At 56.2% G+C, this 18,598-nt stretch carries 16 protein-coding genes; 8 read left to right on the top strand and 8 right to left on the bottom strand.

The genetic code is table 11. From position 1 onward, the window contains the following. Window positions 1-5: 5 nt before the first annotated feature. Window positions 6-2,201 (bottom strand): bifunctional (p)ppGpp synthetase/guanosine-3',5'-bis(diphosphate) 3'-pyrophosphohydrolase, encoded by a 2,196-nt coding sequence (locus B9Z35_RS04615; protein ID WP_108282452.1) that lies wholly within the window; start codon window positions 2,199-2,201, stop codon window positions 6-8. Between the two features lie 62 nt (window positions 2,202-2,263). On the opposite strand from B9Z35_RS04615, the gene B9Z35_RS04610 reads away from it, so the two are divergent. Together B9Z35_RS04610 and B9Z35_RS04605 are read left to right on the top strand one after the other, a co-directional pair. Continuing rightward, on the top strand, window positions 2,264-3,046 hold the full coding sequence (locus tag B9Z35_RS04610) for a 3-hydroxybutyrate dehydrogenase (RefSeq protein ID WP_108282821.1): 783 nt from the start codon (window positions 2,264-2,266) through the stop codon (window positions 3,044-3,046). Between the two features lie 107 nt (window positions 3,047-3,153). Continuing rightward, window positions 3,154-3,570 (top strand): hypothetical protein, encoded by a 417-nt coding sequence (locus B9Z35_RS04605; RefSeq protein WP_108282451.1) that lies wholly within the window; start codon window positions 3,154-3,156, stop codon window positions 3,568-3,570. Here B9Z35_RS04605 and ispF read toward each other — a convergent pair. Continuing rightward, window positions 3,564-4,046 (bottom strand): 2-C-methyl-D-erythritol 2,4-cyclodiphosphate synthase, encoded by a 483-nt coding sequence (gene ispF, locus B9Z35_RS04600; protein WP_108282820.1) that lies wholly within the window; start codon window positions 4,044-4,046, stop codon window positions 3,564-3,566. The two genes, B9Z35_RS04605 and ispF, sit on opposite strands and share 7 nt — an antisense overlap. 26 nt (window positions 4,047-4,072) lie before the next feature. After that, window positions 4,073-4,783 (bottom strand): 2-C-methyl-D-erythritol 4-phosphate cytidylyltransferase, encoded by a 711-nt coding sequence (gene ispD, locus B9Z35_RS04595; RefSeq protein ID WP_108282450.1) that lies wholly within the window; start codon window positions 4,781-4,783, stop codon window positions 4,073-4,075. Between the two features lie 58 nt (window positions 4,784-4,841). On the opposite strand from ispD, the gene mfd reads away from it, so the two are divergent. Genes mfd through serB form a run of 3 tightly spaced genes read left to right on the top strand, consistent with a single transcriptional unit; the run spans window position 4,842 to window position 9,662 of the window. Continuing rightward, window positions 4,842-8,327 carry a transcription-repair coupling factor gene (gene mfd / locus B9Z35_RS04590; protein WP_108282449.1) on the top strand — a complete coding sequence of 1,162 codons (3,486 nt, stop codon included), beginning with the start codon at window positions 4,842-4,844 and terminating at the stop codon, window positions 8,325-8,327. Window positions 8,328-8,329: 2 nt separating this feature from the next. Then, window positions 8,330-8,944: a hypothetical protein gene (locus B9Z35_RS04585; protein WP_108282448.1), complete on the top strand. Its 615-nt coding sequence runs from the start codon at window positions 8,330-8,332 to the stop codon at window positions 8,942-8,944. Window positions 8,945-8,951: 7 nt separating this feature from the next. Beyond that, window positions 8,952-9,662, top strand: a complete 711-nt coding sequence (serB, locus tag B9Z35_RS04580; protein WP_108282447.1) for a phosphoserine phosphatase SerB — start codon at window positions 8,952-8,954, stop codon at window positions 9,660-9,662. Window positions 9,663-9,672: 10 nt separating this feature from the next. Here the strand turns inward: serB and B9Z35_RS04575 are convergent, their stop codons facing one another. After that, the gene (locus B9Z35_RS04575) at window positions 9,673-10,464 is read right to left on the bottom strand and encodes an ion channel (RefSeq protein ID WP_158268114.1); all 792 of its coding nucleotides are present in this window, start codon (window positions 10,462-10,464) and stop codon (window positions 9,673-9,675) included. Between the two features lie 129 nt (window positions 10,465-10,593). After that, window positions 10,594-12,519, bottom strand: a complete 1,926-nt coding sequence (uvrC, locus tag B9Z35_RS04570) for an excinuclease ABC subunit UvrC (protein ID WP_108282445.1) — start codon at window positions 12,517-12,519, stop codon at window positions 10,594-10,596. A 25-nt stretch (window positions 12,520-12,544) separates the two neighbouring features. On the opposite strand from uvrC, the gene earP reads away from it, so the two are divergent. The 3 genes from earP (at window position 12,545) to B9Z35_RS04555 (ending at window position 15,248) form a co-directional block, all read left to right on the top strand. After that, window positions 12,545-13,669, top strand: a complete 1,125-nt coding sequence (gene earP, locus B9Z35_RS04565; protein WP_233246465.1) for an elongation factor P maturation arginine rhamnosyltransferase EarP — start codon at window positions 12,545-12,547, stop codon at window positions 13,667-13,669. Window positions 13,670-13,741: 72 nt separating this feature from the next. Beyond that, complete coding sequence (gene efp, locus B9Z35_RS04560; protein ID WP_104800292.1) at window positions 13,742-14,296, top strand: elongation factor P; 555 nt, start codon at window positions 13,742-13,744, stop codon at window positions 14,294-14,296. Window positions 14,297-14,384: 88 nt separating this feature from the next. Then, the gene (locus B9Z35_RS04555) at window positions 14,385-15,248 is read left to right on the top strand and encodes a TIGR00730 family Rossman fold protein (RefSeq protein ID WP_108282444.1); all 864 of its coding nucleotides are present in this window, start codon (window positions 14,385-14,387) and stop codon (window positions 15,246-15,248) included. Here the strand turns inward: B9Z35_RS04555 and B9Z35_RS04550 are convergent. From B9Z35_RS04550 to B9Z35_RS04540, 3 genes are read right to left on the bottom strand one after another with little or no spacing between them, the layout of a single operon-like run. After that, on the bottom strand, window positions 15,223-16,374 hold the full coding sequence (locus B9Z35_RS04550; protein ID WP_108282443.1) for an MFS transporter: 1,152 nt from the start codon (window positions 16,372-16,374) through the stop codon (window positions 15,223-15,225). The genes B9Z35_RS04555 and B9Z35_RS04550 overlap by 26 nt on opposite strands. Next, window positions 16,371-17,621 (bottom strand): DNA recombination protein RmuC, encoded by a 1,251-nt coding sequence (locus B9Z35_RS04545; protein ID WP_108282442.1) that lies wholly within the window; start codon window positions 17,619-17,621, stop codon window positions 16,371-16,373. The genes B9Z35_RS04550 and B9Z35_RS04545 overlap by 4 nt, the downstream gene beginning before the upstream one ends. Beyond that, the gene (locus tag B9Z35_RS04540; RefSeq protein WP_108282441.1) at window positions 17,621-18,595 is read right to left on the bottom strand and encodes a D-glycerate dehydrogenase; all 975 of its coding nucleotides are present in this window, start codon (window positions 18,593-18,595) and stop codon (window positions 17,621-17,623) included. Before B9Z35_RS04540 ends, B9Z35_RS04545 begins: the two co-directional genes overlap by 1 nt. Window positions 18,596-18,598 lie beyond the last annotated feature (3 nt).

Raw genomic sequence — 18,598 nt, 5'->3', positions numbered from 1 at the left:
AGACTTCAGCGACGTTTCGCCGTCCTAACACCACGAACCTCTTTGACCAAGCCCAAGACCTTTTGCAAGCGGCGTGAATCGCCCACCTCAACGGTGAAGGTCATCCACGCCAAATCTTTCACTGACTGGGTTTGCACGCCAATCACGTTCATCTTTTCCTTGGCAAAGACTTCCGAAATGTCGCGCAGCAAGCCCTGACGGTCCAAGGCCTCGATGTTCACATCCACGGGATAAACCAAGGCTTGCGCCGAAGCCGACTGGCCCCAGTCCACCTCAATCACACGGTCACCACTGCGCAGCGCCATTTGACGGAAGTTGCCGCAATCAGCGCGGTGAATGCTCACGCCTTTGCCACGCGTCACAAAACCACGAATCTCATCAGGCGGCGCGGGCTTGCAGCATTTGCTGAGTTGCGTGAGTAACGAATCAATGCCCACTACCAACACACCACTTTTAGAGGCTTTGTCGTTGGTCTTGGCCTTCTTCAGACGTACATAGTCATCCGCCACCATCGGCGCGGCGGGGGGATTGAGCAATGTTTCAATGTTGCGCAGCGAAAACTCGTCTTTACCCACCAACTCAAACAAGGCTTCGGCTGACTTGAAGCCCAGCTGCGAAGCCAAGTCGTCCAGCTTCATCGCTGTTTTGCCTTCGCGTTGCAAGAGCTTTTCTACAGCCTCGCGTCCTTTGGCCGCGGTTTCTTGCATGGCTTGGGCGTTGAACCAGGCCCTCACCTTCGAACGCGCACGTGAGCTGGCCAAGAAGCCCAATTCAAGGTTGAGCCAGTCACGCGAAGGACCGCCCTCTTTAATGGCGCTCACTTCCACCGTCTGGCCGTTTTTCAGCTGCGTATTCAGGGGGACCATCACGCAATCCACGCGCGCACCACGGCAACGGTGACCGAGATTGGTGTGCAAGGTGTAGGCAAAGTCAATCGGTGTGCCGCCTTGAGGCAGCTCGACCACGGCAGCATCTGGAGTGAGCACATAAATGCGGTCACTCAGCGCATCGGTGGTGGCTTGGCTTTGCGCATCTGCCGACAGCTCGCGCTCCCACGCCAAGAGTTGGCGCAGCACAGCAATCTTGGCGTCGTAATCGCCAGAGGCGCTCACCCCCGCATAGCCTTTGGTGCCCGCTTCTTTGTACGCCCAGTGCGCGGCCACACCGTGCTCGGCGTGATCGTGCATCTCTTGCGTTCGGATTTGAATTTCAATCGGGCGGCCTTGTGCATCGCGCACCACTGTATGCAAGGACTGATAGCCGTTTGATTTGGGCTTGGCGATGTAATCGTCAAACTCAGAATCAATGGGGTTGAACTGGGTGTGCACCATGCTCAGCGCCTCGTAGCAATCGTGCACCGCAGGGACCACGACGCGCAAAGCACGCACGTCAAACACACGTGAAAAGTCCAGCGACTTACCGCGCATTTTTTTCACAATGCTGTAGATGTGTTTGGGTCGCCCTGCCACTTGCGCTATGACGCCTTGGGCTTTCAAGTCAGCCGCTAGGCTTTCGCGCAGCTGCACCATGTAGTTCTCGCGCTCCACACGTTTCTCGTCGAGCAGCTTTGCAATTTCACGGTAGGTCTCGGGCTCAAGGAAGCGGAAAGACAGATCTTCCATTTCCCATTTGATTTGCCATATCCCCAACCTATTGGCCAATGGCGCAAACACATGCAAAGACTCATACGCCAAGCTGTGCGGCACTGGCAACTTGCTAGCGGCATAGTGGCGCAAGGTCTGCAGACGTGACGCCAAGCGCAGCAGCACCACACGCAAATCACGCGAAAACGCCAGCAACATCTTGCGCACGTTCTCGGTTTGCAAAGCTGCCACTTGCGATTCAGCTGCCACAGCGCGCGCTTGGCGCTGCACACGGATCAACCGCGAGGTTTCGCTGGATAACTCCGCATAGCTTGGGCCAAACGCTTTGGCAATCACCTCTTCTGGCTTTTGCAAATACTCTGCGGCGTACACCAAGTAGCAAGCGGCTTGCATAGCCTCAGAGCCGCCAATCACACTCAAAATTTGAGCTGTCGCATCTGCGTGCGCCAAGACGTCTTCGCCCGTATCCAGCGTCGCGCCCATCAGCAAAGGCTGCGCAAAGGCGCGCGCCCGCGTCAGCGCCTCAGGCTGATCTGGCAAATCTTGCAGCGAGGCGCTCAAGAGCGAGGCGCGCTGCGTTTCTCCGTTATGTTTCATGTAAGCCGCAAAACCGCATAATGTCTATAGGTTTCTCATCGTAATGCATGGAGTTTTCAAAAATGTCAGAACGCACACTCGTCGGTAAAACAGCTTTGGTCACCGGTTCCACCAGTGGCATTGGTTTGGGTATTGCCAAAGCCTTGGCTCATCAAGGCGCAAACATCATTCTCAACGGCTTTGGTGACGTCGAAGGCCCCAAGGCCGAAGTAACAGCCTTGGGCGTCAAAGTGGCTTACCACGGCGCGGATATGAGCAAAGCTTCAGACATTGAAGCCATGATGAAATTTTCTGCTGACACTTTTGGTGGTGTGGACATCTTGGTGAACAACGCAGGTATTCAGCATGTGGCTTCGGTCGAGGACTTTCCAGTAGAGCGTTGGGACGCCATCATCGCCATCAACCTCAGCAGCGCTTTCCACACCTCACGCTTGGCTTTGCCCTATATGCAAAAACAAAACTGGGGCCGCATCATCAACGTGGCATCTATTCATGGCTTGGTTGGCTCTGCACAAAAGTCTGCCTATGTGGCCGCCAAACACGGCATCGTGGGTTTAACAAAAGTAACAGCGCTGGAAAATGCCACCACTGGCGTGACCTGCAACGCCATCTGCCCGGGCTGGGTGCTCACCCCCTTGGTTCAAAAACAAGTGGATGCCAAGGCAGCTGCCCTGAACATCTCTAACGATGAAGCCATCAAGTTGCTATTGGGCGAAAAAGAACCCTCTATGCAATTCACCACCCCAGAAGAGCTGGGTGAGTTGGCGGTATTCTTTTGCTCCAAAGCTGCTAACAACGTGCGCGGTGTGGCTTGGAATATGGATGGCGGTTGGACCGCGCAGTAAAAAATATATAGAGATTTGCCTTATTTTGTAGTGCTTATATCTTATTAGTTAATATTTTTTTACTTACAATTACAACACGAAGGGCAAATCTCTCTTACCTTCTAGGTATGACACAAACCTACCCAAAAGAAACAAGCAAATTTGCAGATCGTTTTCGTGCCGCTCTCAAAGATGCAGGCGTCCGGGTTTCTGCAACTGTGGTCGCGAACGAGTTCAACTTGCGCTACTGGGGAGAGGGAATTTCGTCTCACGCTGCACGCAATTGGCTCATGGGTGTGTCCATCCCCAAGCAAGACAAACTCTTGGTCTTGTCAAAGTGGCTCAAGATTTCACCAGAGGGGTTGCTCTTTGGTACGCCACCACCCCGTCCTGCGGATGAGGCCTTGACCGACGAGCGCATCAACTTGGTGGATCAGCAGTTGATTTCTCGCTACTTCGCGTTACAACCCGAACACCGTCGTGTGGTGCGCGAAGTGGTCGAAGGTTTAGCAGCCTTAGGGCCTAAACCTCCTAGCAATCAATAAAGTAACGCCACAGCGCGTGCTTCCATACTTAGGCCCTGTCCCACAGGGCCTATTTTTTCGGCTGTCTTCGCCTTCACGTTCACACGAGACACATCAATCTCTAGTGCCTCAGCAATGCGTTGGCACATGGCTGGCATATGCACTGCCAACTTAGGCGCTTGCGCAATCACGGTGCTGTCGATGTTGCCAATCTGAAAACCTGCGGCACGCACCATCTCAGCAGTCTTTTGCAGCAACACCCAAGAATCTGCACCTTTGTAGGCGGCATCTGTGTCTGAGAAGTGCCTGCCAATATCACCCAGCGCTGCAGCACCCAACAAAGCATCGGTAATCGCATGCAGCAGCACATCGGCATCCGAGTGGCCTAGCAAGCCATGTGTGTGCTCAATGCGTACACCACCCAACATCAGCGGGCGGCCTTCCACCAGCGCATGCACATCCCAGCCTTCACCAATTCGAAATGAGGGTACGGTCATCGTGTGTTCTTTCAATCGAGCATGCGTCATTGACGCGAATTCAAAATAGCAGCGGCTAAAGCAAAGTCTTCGGGGTAGGTCACCTTGAAGTTTTGCGCGTTACCTGGCACGAGCAGCGGGCTCAAGCCCATTGCTTCGATGGCACTGGCTTCATCCGTCACGGCTGCACCAGCGTGCTCTAGGGCATTCAACAACACGCCAATACGAAACATCTGCGGTGTTTGCGCCAACCACTTGTCCGACCGATCCACCGTTTGGGCCACGCGGCCATTAGCTTCAGCCTTCAAGGTATCGGCTAATTTATGGGCCAGCAAGCCACCCACGGAATCGTCTTGGCATGCGTCTATCAATGCGTTGATTTGTTCAGGCGTCACCAAGCAACGCGCAGCGTCATGCACCAGCACCCAATCTGTCTCGTGTGCGCCCTGCTTCACCAGTTCACGCAAGCCCGCCAACACGCTCTCTGCCCGAGTCGCTCCACCGGTGTGCGATGTTTCAAACAAGGATTGCGGATGCGCGGCCAGCACGCCATCCATGTGCACATCATCAGGGGCCAACACCAGCACACCTTTGGCCATACGCTGCACGCCTGCAAAAGCTTTGAGCGTGTGCACCACCATGGGCAGGCCTGCAATGGCTTGGTATTGCTTAGGCATGGCCGTACCCGCGCGGCTGCCAAAGCCTGCGCAAGGAATGACGGCAAAAAAACGAAGAGGGCTGTGGGTATGTAAGGGCATTGAGTAGGTTTGAGCCTCAGCAAATAGAAAGCTCAGCCCCCATTCTAGAATTACCCCAATGCACCTGCCCTCTTTGAGTCCCGGCAAACGATTTGCCATGCCCCGCCCTGTCGGCTCTGCGGACGCATTGCTGCTCGCTCAGCTGGGCGCACGCGAAAAAGCCAAACAACAACGTGTCGCCATCATCACTGCCGATGCGGTCGATGCCCAACGCCTGCAAGACGAAATGGCGTTCTTCGCCCCCGACTTGCGCTGCGTACTCTTCCCCGACTGGGAAACGCTGCCCTACGACAGCTTCTCCCCGCACCAAGACCTGATTAGCGAACGCTTGGCCACTTTGTGGCGCATCTCGCAGGGTGACGCCGATGTGGTGCTGATTCCAGCCACTACCGCGCTTTACCGCTTAGCCCCGCCTGCCTTCTTGGCGGGTTACACCTTCCATTTCAAAGTCAAGCAGGCGCTGGACGAAGCCAAGCTCAAATCACAGCTCACGCTGGCGGGCTACACCCACGTCACGCAAGTGGTCAGCCCGGGCGAATACGCGGTGCGTGGCGGCTTGATTGACCTATTCCCCATGGGCTCACTCGTGCCCTACCGCGTCGATTTGTTTGACAACGAAATCGACTCCATCCGCACCTTTGACCCCGACAGCCAACGCAGCCTCTATCCCGTGCCCGAAGTGCGCTTGTTGCCGGGACGAGAGTTCCCAATGGACGATGCCGCGCGTGCGCTGTTTCGCAACCGTTGGCGCGAAATGCTCGATGGTGACCCTACCAAGAGCCGCATCTACAAAGACATTGGCAACGGCGTCGCCACCGCAGGTATTGAGTACTACCTGCCTTTGTTCTTTGAAGAAACCGCTACGGTGTTTGACTACCTTGGCACATCGGCCACGGTGGTGCTACACGGCGACTTAGAACCCGTGTTCCAACGCTTTTGGCAAGACACGCAAGACCGCTATCGTTTGGTGCAGGGCGACCCAGAGCGCCCTGCGTTGCCACCTGCCAATTTGTTTTTAAGCGCCGAGCAGTTCTATGCATCGGCCAACAGCTACGCGCAATTTACGCTGCGCCCGCACGTCACAGACGTGATCGACAACGCATTTGCCCAAACCCTGCCCGACCTCACCGTGGTGCGCGGTGCGGCAGACCCGCTGCAAAAGCTGCAAGCGCACGCTAGCAAAACAGCCAATCGCTTGCTCATCTTGGCCGAAAGCGATGGCCGCCGCGAAAGCTTGCTCGACTTCTTGCGCTCGTCCAACGTCAGCCCGCCCGCGTTTGATTCGCTGGCAGAGTTCGAAGGCAGCGCCGAAAAAATCGGCATTGCCACCGCCGCATTGCAAGTTGGCTTTAGCTGGACCGAAGCTGGCCTCGACCTGATTACCGAGACCGAACTGTTTGCAGTCGGTGCAACCACGCGCCGCCGCAAGAAACAAGAACAAGTCAGCGATGTCGAAGCGCTGATCAAAGACCTGTCCGAGCTCAACTTGGGCGACCCCGTGGTGCACAACGCCCACGGCATTGGCCGTTACCGCGGCCTGATCAACATGGACTTGGGCGAGAAGAACGCCGACGGCACACCCGCGCTGCAAGAGTTCTTGCACCTCGAATACGCTGACAACGCCGTGCTCTATGTGCCAGTAAGCCAGTTGCATTTGATTGGCCGCTACACAGGCGTCAGTGCCGACGAAGCACCACTCCACAAGCTCGGCTCGTCCCAGTGGGACAAAGCCAAACGCCGCGCTGCCGAACAAGTGCGTGATGCTGCCGCCGAGCTGCTGAACATCTACGCCCGCCGCGCCGCGCGGCTTGGCCACCCCTTCCGCTACTCGCCGCAAGACTACGAAACCTTTGCCAACGACTTTGGCTTTGAAGAAACCGCCGACCAACGTGCAGCCATCCACGCCGTCATGCAAGACATGATCAGCCCTCGCCCCATGGACCGCTTGGTGTGTGGCGATGTGGGCTTTGGCAAAACCGAGGTGGCCCTGCGCGCTGCCTTTGTAGCCGTCACCGGCGGCAAGCAAGTGGCCTTCTTGGCCCCCACGACTTTGTTGGCCGAGCAGCATTACCAAACCTTGGTAGACCGCTTCAGCAAATGGCCCATCAAAATTGCCGAGATGAGCCGCTTTCGCTCGGCCAAAGAAATCACCGCTGCCGCCAAAGGTTTGGCTGAAGGCCAAGTCGACATCGTGGTGGGCACGCACAAGCTGCTCAGCGAGTCGGTCAAGTTCAAAGACCTGGGTCTGCTCATCATCGACGAAGAGCATCGCTTTGGTGTGCGTCACAAAGAAGCCATGAAAGCCATGCGCGCAGAGGTGGATGTGCTCACGCTCACCGCCACGCCTATTCCGCGCACGCTCGGCATGGCCCTCGAAGGCCTGCGCGATTTAAGCGTCATCGCCACTGCACCCCAACGCCGTCTGGCCATCAAAACCTTTGTGCGCAACGAAGGTAACGGCGTGATTCGTGAAGCCGTGTTGCGCGAACTCAAACGTGGCGGCCAGTGCTATTTCTTGCACAACGATGTGGCCACCATTGAAAACCGTCGCGCACAACTGGAAGAGCTGCTGCCCGAAGCCCGCATTGCCGTGGCCCACGGCCAAATGCCTGAACGCGAACTCGAACGTGTCATGCGCGACTTCGTGGCCCAGCGCTACAACATGCTGCTGTGCTCCACCATCATCGAAACTGGCATTGACGTGCCCAGCGCCAACACCATCATCATGAGCCGCGCTGACAAGTTTGGTTTGGCCCAGCTGCACCAGCTGCGTGGCCGCGTGGGTCGCAGCCACCACCAAGCCTACGCCTACCTCATGGTGCCAGACACACAAGGCCTGACCAAGCAAGCCTCGCAGCGCTTGGATGCCATTCAACAAATGGAAGAGCTCGGATCAGGCTTCTACCTCGCCATGCACGACCTTGAAATTCGTGGCGCGGGTGAAGTGCTGGGCGAAAACCAAAGCGGCAACATGCTCGAAGTGGGCTTTCAGCTCTACAACGAAATGTTGTCTGAGGCTGTGCGTGCGTTGAAGAACGGCGAAGAGCCAGACTTGCTCAGCCCCTTGAGCGCCACCACCGAAATCAACCTGCACGCCCCCGCCCTGCTGCCCGACGACTATTGCGGTGATGTGCACCTGCGCTTGTCGTTCTACAAAAAATTAGCCACTGCAAAAACGGGCGATCAAATCGATGCGCTGCTGGAAGAAATCGTGGACCGCTTTGGCAAACTGCCTGCGCAAGCGCAAACCCTTATCGACGTGCACCGCCTGCGCGTGCAAGCCCGCAGCTATGGTGTGACCAAGGTGGACGCTGCACCTGGTGTGACCCACATCAGCTTCAAGCCCAACCCACCGTTTGACGCCATGCGCATCATCGAGCTGGTGCAAAAAAACAAGCACATCAAACTGGCGGGCAACGACCGCTTGCGTATTGAGCGCGAGCTGCCTGAACCACAAGCCCGTGCGCAAATGGTGCGCGATGTGTTGCGTTCACTTGGCACACCCACCGCTCCTGTGACCAAGGCGGCAGAGGCCCAGTCATAACCATGGACTTTGAAATCGCCGTCATCTTGGCTTGCCTGTGTGCATCGCTGTGGCTCAAGCCTTGGCGCATGCTCGTGGGCACTGAGCTACTCACACCCTTGCTAGCCACCTTGGTGCTGCTGCCGTGGCTGTGGGCGCTGCCCAGCTTGCACCACATGCCGTTGCAGCTGCATTGGTCTGGTGCGCCACTGGTCACGCTCATGCTGGGTTGGCCTTTGGCTGTGCTGGCCCTCGTGGCGGTGGGCATCAGCACCACCTTGATATCGGCCACCTCGGTAGACACCGCGACCGCCCTCATCGTTTGGCAAGGCCTACTACCTGCAACCTTTGCTCTGCTGCTTGGCGCAGCATTGCGCCGTTGGGTGACGCACCACCCCTTTGTGTATGTGCTGGGCCGAGGCTTTTTGGGCTCGGTGCTGTGCATCTTTGCAGCCAGCCTCTTGGCACAGTGGACAGGCCATGAACTGCCCAATGTGGGCAGCGGCTTGTCCGTCATCGCGTTTTGGCTCATGGCCTGGGGCGACGCGTTCATCACAGGCATGATGTGCGCCATCTTTGTGGCGTTCAAGCCTTATTGGCTGGCCACTTGGTCTGACAATCTGTATCTCAAGTCTTAATTCACTTATGCAACAAGAATTCGCTCCTGGCTTAGTCATCCAAGGCTTCACCGCCCCCCTGAAACTCCAAGACTTCAAACTCATCGCGTTTGACATGGACTCGACGCTCATCAACATCGAGTGCATTGACGAGATCGCAGATGCTGCAGGCCGCAAGGCCGAGGTGGCGGCCATCACCGAAGCAGCCATGCGCGGTGAGATTACCGATTTCAAAGACAGCTTGCGCCGGCGCGTGGCGCTGCTCAAAGGCGTGCCCGAGACCGCCTTGCACGAGGTGTTTGAACAGCGACTGCGCTTGAACCCCGGAGCCAAAACATTGGTGGACACCTGCAAAGCCCACGGTATGAAAGTGTTGTTGGTCAGCGGTGGTTTTACCTTCTTTGCCGACCGCGTGTGCGAGATGCTCAACATCGACTTCGCGCGCAGCAACGTGCTGGCGATTGACAACGGTCATCTGACGGGCGATGTGGTCACGCAAGACTGGGGTGATATTTGTGACGGCGCAGAAAAGCGCAAGATGCTGCTGCACATCTGCGCACAAATGGGCATCCAGCCAAGCGAAGCCATTGCCATGGGCGATGGCGCGAACGATTTGCTGATGATGGGCGAAGCGGGTTTATCCGTGGCGTACCACGCCAAACCCAAGGTGCGCGAGCAAGCGATGGTGGCTATCAACGAGGGTGGCTTAGACCGTTTGCTGGAAGTGGTGAAGGTTTAAGTCAGACGCTTCATGTGGTTTGAACATCATGAATCCGGGTCAGGTCAATCGAAGCTTGGCCCGTGGTCGCGTCTTCCGTGAACATGTCTTTGAATTTGTGATGCCACTTGATGTCGGTGCTGGCATAGGTGTGGTTGGCATGTACCGTTTGTGAGATCGTTTCATCCAAACCTTTGATGGTGGCGATCAAAGCGAAATCTGCGTTGTCAATGCTTTGGGCAGACATGCCAAACAAGGGGCTACCTTCGCGAATTGGATGAAAAACCAACCACGTCAATGACAACATAGGCGTGTGGCTTCTAACGAGGTCTAAGTCATAAATTCGACGAATGCTCAAACCTTCGGCCGTTGTCTCTCGCATCAACAAACTCAACTCAACTTCTGCACCAATGATGCGGTTGTTTCTTTCATTGGCCACGCGAAACATCAAGGTAGGCTGGCCTTCATACGCCGTCACCACAGCCACCTTGCTAAAAATAATGCGCGAGCGTGGAATCGACAACCGCGCAAAAGCGATGGCGGCAAACAAGCCAAGCCCCAACAAACCGATCATCGCTTCGACAGTGACCAACACATCGGCATAAAGTGTTTGTGGGAACTTGGCGCCATACCCAATCGTGGCGAGCGTTTGTACGCTGAAGAAAAAATACTCGGAATAAGCAGTGCTAGTCAGGCCACCGATCGAAGACTCATCGATGTAATACAAACATCCAAAAAGGGCATTGACGAGTAAAAACACGACGGCAAAAACCGCCAAGTAGCCCCACCAACTCATCGCCACAATGGAATGGTAAATATCCATTCGCCCGTTGGTAGAGACTTCAATGGTGGATTGACGTAGAGAGTTTGTTGTGAATTTTTTCTTTGAACTCATCTTGAATCACTCGATCATGTTTGCATTGCTGGGCATTGCTAATAATTTCCAAGCACCTCAACGCAAGGCGTTGTAAATCGTTTGCGCCAACTCTTCCGAAATACCTTCCACGGTACACAGGTCTGCCACGCTGGCATCGCCCACGCCGCGTGCACCGCCAAAGCGCTGCAGCAACTTGGCGCGTTTCTTGGGCCCCACACCCGGAATTTCTTCGAGCTTGCTGCCACCCACGCGCACTTTGGCTCGTGCGGCGCGCATGCCCGTGATGGCAAAGCGGTGCGCTTCATCGCGAATTTGCGCCACCAGCATCAACGCGGCGGAGTCACGGCCGAGGTACACCTTCTCGCGACCATCGGCAAACACCAGCTCTTCCAAGCCCACTTTACGGCCCTCGCCTTTTTCCACGCCCACGATGCGCGAGAGGTCGAGCCCGAGCGACTCAAACACCTCACGCGCCATTGACACTTGGCCTTTGCCACCGTCAATCAGCACGAGGTCGGGCAGCTTGCCCTCGCCCGCACGCACAGCCTCGGCCAGCTTGCTGTAGCGGCGCACCAGCACTTGGCGCATGGCGGCGTAGTCGTCACCCCCGGTGATGCCATCAATGTTGTAGCGACGGTATTCCGCGCTTTGCATTTTGTGGTGATGGAACACCACGCACGACGCCTGCGTGGACTCGCCCGAGGTATGCGAAATGTCAAAGCACTCCACACGGAACTGTTCCAAATCTTCGGGTGCCAAATCGAGTGCATCGACTAAAGCGCGCGTGCGCGCTTGTTGCGAGCCCTCTTCGGCCAGCAAGCGGGCAAGTTGAATGTCTGCGTTTTGTTGCGCCATCTCTAGCCATACGCGGCGTTGCTCGCGCGGGTTGTGCACGGCGGTAATCTTGACGCCGGTTTGTTCGGTCAGTGCTTGCAGGAGTTCTTTGTCTACCGCGTGGCTGGTGATGAGCGCGGGCGGCACAGGCACATCCAAATAGTGCTGACTTAAAAACGCTTCCAGGACTTCGGTGGGCTCGGCATCGTCCACATGTACAGGGAAGTAAGGCCTGTCACCCAAATGGCGGCCACCGCGCACCATAGCCAAGTTGACACAGGCTTTACCGCCTTGCACTTTGACCGCGAGGATGTCCACGTCTTGGTCACCCACCGTATCCACCGCTTGTTGATGCAGCACTTTGGAGAGTGCGCTCATTTGGTTGCGCAGCTCGGCAGCTTGCTCAAACTCCAGCCTCTCGGCGTGCGCCATCATGCGTGCTTCGATGCTACCCATCACCTCTTGCGTTTCACCGCGTAGCAAACGCATGGCGCTGTCTACATCGCGCTGGTAGTCGGGCACAGATATGAGGCCCACACATGGCCCTGAGCAACGCTTGATTTGAAACAGCAAACACGGGCGTGTGCGGTTGTTGAACACCGTGTCTTCGCAGGTGCGCAAGCGAAACACTTTTTGCAAAAGCTGAATGGCTTCACGCACCGCCCACACACTGGGGTATGGGCCAAAGTAGTCGTGGCGTTTGTCCACCGCACCTCGGTAATACACGACTCGGGGCACTTGTTGGGGCGATGGATTTGCACCCAACTTGGGCGGCTCGTCTGCCTTGACTGCCAAGCCACGCGTCATCTTCAAATACGGGTAGCTCTTGTCATCACGGAACAAGATGTTGTACTTGGGCTTGAGCGTTTTGATGAGGTTGTTTTCCAGCAGCAGCGCTTCTGCCTCTGAGCGCACCACCGTGGTTTCCATGCGCACGATCTTGCTCACCATGTGGCCAATGCGTGTTCCACCGTGGTCTTTTTGGAAATAGCTAGACACCCGCTTCTTCAGGTTGATGGCTTTGCCCACATACAGCACCTGCTCTTGCGCATCAAAGTAGCGGTACACACCGGGCAACGCAGGCAAGCTTGCCACCAGCTCTAACAGCTCGGGTGGGTGGCGCGGTGCTGCGTTTTCTGGCGTGGCGTCTGAAGGAGTTTTGGACATGCCCGTATTGTGGACAATCTGAAGTGTGAAATTCGATACCCATTCATCACCCAGCCTGCGTTGGGATATTTTTTGTCGCGTCATCGACAACCACGGCGACCTTGGCGTGTGCTGGCGACTGTGCGTTGATCTCGCGCAGCGCGGGCACACCGTGCGGCTATGGGTGGACGATGCCTCGGCTTTGGTTTGGATGGCACCGCAGGGTTGCACAGGTGCCGCTGTTCATGTGTGGCCCGACACTGCTGCAATGCAAGCTTTAGCGCAAGACGGCACATTCCAAATCGGCGATGTGGTGGTCGAAGCTTTCGGCTGCGAACTGCCCGAAGCGGTTCAAGCACTGATGGCCAAAGGTACACCACCCGTGTGGATCAACCTCGAATACCTGAGTGCCGAAGGCTATGTAGCCCGCTCGCATGGTTTGGCTTCACCCGTAATGAGTGGTCCTGCGCGCGGCATGACCAAATGGTTTTTCTTTCCGGGATTCACGCACGAGACGGGTGGTTTGTTGCGCGAGCCAGATTTACCTGCGCGACAAGCCGCGTTTCAACGCCAAGCATGGCTAAGCGCACTGCCGCTAGACAAACCCATTCCAGCCAACGAACAACTCATCAGCCTGTTTTGCTACGAACCCGCAGCATTGCCCGAATTGTTGACGCAACTCAGTCAAGCAGACACCCCCACCCGCTTGCTGGTGGCACAAGGTCGGCCCAACGCAGCCGTAGCAGCAGCCACCCAAGCCCTGCACATGCCCAGCAGCGGCACAGGCCAGCTGCACATCAGCCAACTGCCCTACCTCAGCCAAACCGACTTTGATCACTTGCTATGGGCTTGCGACTTCAACTTTGTGCGTGGCGAAGACTCGCTGGTGCGCGCCCTGTGGGCCGGCCGTCCATTTGCATGGCACATCTACCCGCAGGACGATTTGGCCCACCACGACAAGTTGCACGCCTTTGAAGCGGCGCTGGACATGCCCGCCGACTTAATAAAATTTCATGCAGTTTGGAATGGCCTCGAAACAGGGCCGATTCCTGCGCTAACCCGCACTGTCATTGACGATTGGCGTAGCTGGAGCCACCAAACGCAGCAGCGTTTACAAGCCCAAACAGACCTCACCAGCCAGTTACTCAGTTTCGTGGCTCAAAAACGCTAAAATAAGCGGCTTTGCGAACCCCGTCGCAGCTTGAGCTGCATGGGCCACATACCTCTAAGAAAACCTCACACTATGAAAACCGCTCAAGAAATCCGCGTTGGCAACGTCATCATGCACGGCAAGGACCCTATGGTTGTCCTGCGCACCGAATACCAACGTGGTGGCCGTGGCTCTTCCACCGTTCGCATGAAATTGAAAAGCTTGATCGCCAACTTCGGTACTGAAGTTGTGTTCAAAGCCGACGACAAGATGGACCAAGTCATCTTGGACAAGAAGGATTGCACCTACTCTTACTTTGCAGACCCTATGTATGTTTGCATGGACGCCGACTTCAACCAATACGAAGTCGAAGCCAGCAACATGGGCGACGCCCTGAACTACCTCGAAGACGGCATGGAACTCGAAGTGGTGTTCTACGACGAGAAAGCTATTTCTGTCGAATTGCCCACAAACGTTGTGCGCGAAATCACTTGGACTGAGCCAGCTGTCAAAGGCGACACCTCAGGCAAAGTGTTGAAGCCCGCCAAACTCGCAACAGGTTTCGAAGTGGCTGTGCCATTGTTCGTGGCTCAAGGCGATAAAGTTGAAGTTGATACACGCACCGGTGAATACCGCAAGCGCGTCTAAGCTTTCACAAGCTTTAGCAATCAAGGCCTCTTCGGAGGCCTTTTTCATTGTTCGTGCATCAGCCGTTTCGCCCATGTAACATCGCCGCATGGATGGAATGCTAGACCCTCACGACCGACGCCTTGCCGAAGCTTGGGAAACCCTCAAAGCGCACTACGACAACGGCGACTCACTCAAACCCGAATCGAACCGCTTGGCGTTTGCCGACCCCGAGTTTTTGCTGCGCCGCGAAACGCGTGGCTTGCGAATGCAAATGGAAATGCTCAAGCCCGATTTAGCGCAAATCGCTCGCGGCATTGAGCACACGGTGGTGGTGTTTGGCAGCGCGCGATTTCGCAGCGAAGAAGAGTCGCACCGCGCACTCATCCTCGCCCGCGCTTCTGGGGATGCACAGCAAATTGCCAAGGCCGAAGTGTTGGTGCGCAACGCGCGTTATTACGAACAGTCGCGTGCCCTAGCCCACACCATCACCAAATTCAGCGAGCACCAAGCAGCCGATCAAAAACTCTTCATCTGCACCGGCGGCGGCCCCGGCATCATGGAGGCGGCCAACCGTGGCGCGCAAGAGGCGGGTGGCATCAGCGTAGGACTCAACATCGCCCTACCGCATGAGCAAAACCCCAACCCGCACATCACGCCCGACCTGAGCTTCAAGTTCCACTACTTTGCGTTGCGCAAAATGCACTTCATGATGCGCGCCAAAGCTTTGGTGGCATTTCCTGGAGGCTTTGGCACACTGGACGAATTGTTTGAAACACTCACGCTGGTGCAATGCAAAAAAGCCAAGCCCGTGCCCATCGTGCTGTTTGGCAGCGACTACTGGAAGCGTTTGTTACACCTCGATGTGCTGGTGGATGAAGGCGTGATCTCAGAAGAAGACCTGGACTTGTTCACCTACGTCGACAGCGTGGACGACGCGTGGCGCTTCATTCGTGCTTTTTATGAACTCTGAGCTGATACGCGCTGCGTGAGCCCAAGCCCACCACGGCAGACACACACCAAAACACCCCACTGATGCCAATGACGGTGCCCGCTGCACCAAACACCATGGGCATTAGCACGCTCGACGCGTTGATGCCCATTAAGCGCAGACCTAGCGCTTCACCATGTCGATGCTCAGGCGTGATTTGATGCAAGGTACTCATGATCATGGGTTGAACACCACCCAACGACAAGCCCACCAACACCGAGCAAGCGCCCATCAACCAAGCTGTTTCGGTGAACGGGTATACGGCCAACATGAAAGAGGTGATCAGCATCGCGCCCGTGACCACCTGCCACTCATGCAAACGCGCCGCGATGAACGGCATCATCATGCGAATGAACGCAGCAGCCAGTGCAAACACACCCAAGATAGAACCAATGGCCGAAGCACTCAAGCCCCGCTCATGGCCCAAGATGGGCACGACAAAGGTGTGTACATCCCAACAGGCCGATAAAAACCAATTGACCATCAACAAGCGGCGAAACATGGGCTCATTCAACAAATCCCATGCACTGTTATTTTCATGGCCTTCGGGTTTGACCACTTTGGGTAATTCGTGCGCTTGGCGAATACAAGCCCAAGCAATCACGGGTAGCAAAGCCATCGCTGCAAACGCCCACTGAAAGCCGGCATGGTCAATCAACAAGCCGGCCGTGAATGGACCAATGAAGTTAGAGAATGCAGGCGCAATCGAGAGCCAACTGAATGCTTGCTTCATCTGTGTCAAGCCCTGCGCTGCGCGCCCCACATGACGCTGCAAAGCGATGATGGCAATGCCTGTGGCACCACCCGTCATCAATCCACTGAAACACAGCACAGGAAAGATCGGCCACACTGCCGCAGCACCAGCACCGATGGCCCCCATGAGCACGCTCCACAACACAGGGCGCTTCAAACCATGCAAATCAGCATATCGACCTGCAGGCAATGCGAGAAACACTTGCGTCAATGCAAACATGGCCAGCAAGAAACCCACGGCTGCTTCGCTTTGGCCGCTGCGCAGTGCCATCAATGGTGCAGCCATACGCATGCCCGCCATGCAGGCATGCAAACACACTTGGCCTGCAATCAGCTTGGCAAGTTCACGTTTCAAACTTTGGCATCCGTGTCATCCAAGGCGTCGTCAAACTTGGGCAGCAAGGCTTGCGCTTCGCCTTCGGGTAAAGCTTCGACGTTCTTCAATGCACGGCGCATTTGACGGCTGCGCGTGTCGGCTCGGTCCAAAGTGTCTGCCGCTTTTTGCACTTGCTCGCGCACCTTTTCCACCCAGTCGCCATAGCGTTCAAATTCGGTTTTGACAGCGCCCAAGACCTTCCATACCTCAGAGGCTTGCTGCTCCAGCGCCAATGTGCGAAAGCCCATGTGCAAGCTGTTGAGCATGGCCAGCAAGGTGGTGGGGCCAGCCAGCGTAACGCGGTAGTCGCGCTGCAAGGTGTCCATCAAACCGGGGCGACGCAATACCTCGGCATACAAGCCTTCGGTGGGTAAAAACAAAATGGCAAAGTCGGTGGTGTGCGGCGGCGCAAGGTAGCTCTCGGCAATGCTCTTGGCTTCGGTGCGAATGCGCACCTCCAGTGCTTTGGCTGCCACTTCGGCAGCAACCGCATCGGCACGGTCTTGTGCGTCCAGCAAGCGTTCGTAGTCTTCGCGGGGAAACTTGGCATCAATCGGCAGCCACACGGGCTCGCCGTCTGCACCGCCACGACCGGGAAAGCGGATCGCAAAGTCCACACGCTGGTTACTGCGTGGTTTGGTTTCCACTTGCTTGGCGTATTGCTCGATCGTCAGCACTTGTTCTAACAGGGCTTCGAGCTGCACTTCGCCAAACATGCCGCGTGTTTTGACGTTGGTCAGCACGCGCTGCAAGCTGCCCACACCGTCGGCCAGCTTTTGCATTTGACCTAGGCCGTTGTGCACTTGCTCTAAGCGCTCCGCCACTTGTTTGAAGCTTTCAGACAAACGCTTTTCCAGCGTGGTTTGCAGCTTCTCATCCACCGTGCGGCGCATTTCGTCCAGCTTGTCGGCATTGCTCTTTTGCAGCTGCTGCAACTGTTGGTTCAGCGTATCGCCAATGCTCTTTTGCATCAGCGTGAGTTGCTGAACTTGGCTTTGCTGAAACAGCGCGAGGTTTTGCGTCAGCTCTTGGCGACCACCGCGGGAGGACTCGGTAATTTCGGTGCGCAACTCACGTTCAATGCGTTCTAATTTTTCATGCAGGCTTTGCAGGCTCTGCTGCAAAGCTTGGGCGGCTGCATCGTTGTTGCCACTGGGCCTGCGTAGCAAGAGCAATAAAAGCAAGGCATTGAATGCCCCAACGCCAACTGCAATCCAAATTTCCATCACGCAGCCACCGTGTTCAAAGGCGTGATTGACTTGCCTTGGGTGAAATAGCTGATCAAGTTGTCCGCTGCCAAATTGGCCATGGCCATGCGTGTGGGAATGGACGCGCTGGCGATGTGCGGCGTGAGCACCACATTGGGCACGGTCAACAAATCGGGATGCACTTTGGGTTCGCCTTCAAACACATCCAAGCCAGCCGCTGCAATTCGTTTCTCACGCAGAGCCACTGCCAAAGCTGCGTCGTCCACAATGCCGCCGCGTGCAATGTTGATAAGCGTCGCGGTTGGCTTCATTTGCGCCAACTCAGCCGCACCAATGGTGTGGTGCGATGCGGCGCTGTAAGGCACGACCAACATCACGTGGTCTGCCGTTTTGAGCAACTCCTCTTTGCTCACATAAGTGGCTTTGCATTCGGCTTCAGACTCCGCGCTTAGGCGCGAGCGGTTGTGATAAATGACCTTCATGCCAAAGCCATGTGCAGCGCGGCGTGCTATGCCTTGACCAATGCGACCCATGCCCAAAATACCAATGGTGCTGCCGTGCACTTCAGCCCCCGCAAACATGTCGTAGCGCCATTGCGTCCACTCACCACGGCGCAAATAGTGTTCGCTCTCGGCCATGCGACGGGCCGTGGCCATCAGCAAGGCAAAACCAAAGTCAGCGGTGGTTTCAGTCAACACATCGGGGGTGTTGCTGGCCTGCACGCCTTGTGCGGTCATGGCGGGCACATCAAAGTTGTTGTAACCCACGGCCATATTGGCCACGGCTTTGAGGTCAGGACATGCTTTGAGCACCTCAGCATCCACAGGGTCAGAGCCTGTGGTGAGTGCGCCCACGTGTTGCGATAAAGCCTGCGTCCAATTGGCTTTGCTCCAAGCCACATCGGCTTGGTTGTCGGTCACGTCAAAGTGCGTGCGTAAGAGAGCCAGAGTTTCTTCAAAGATAGGACGCGCGATGATGATTTTCGGTTTCATAGA

It is taken from the genome of Limnohabitans sp. Jir61 (assembly GCF_003063545.1).
Lineage (GTDB): Bacteria > Pseudomonadota > Gammaproteobacteria > Burkholderiales > Burkholderiaceae_C > Limnohabitans.
The sequence above is the reverse complement of the archived record's forward strand: the minus strand, read 5'-3'. Positions and strand labels throughout refer to the sequence as shown.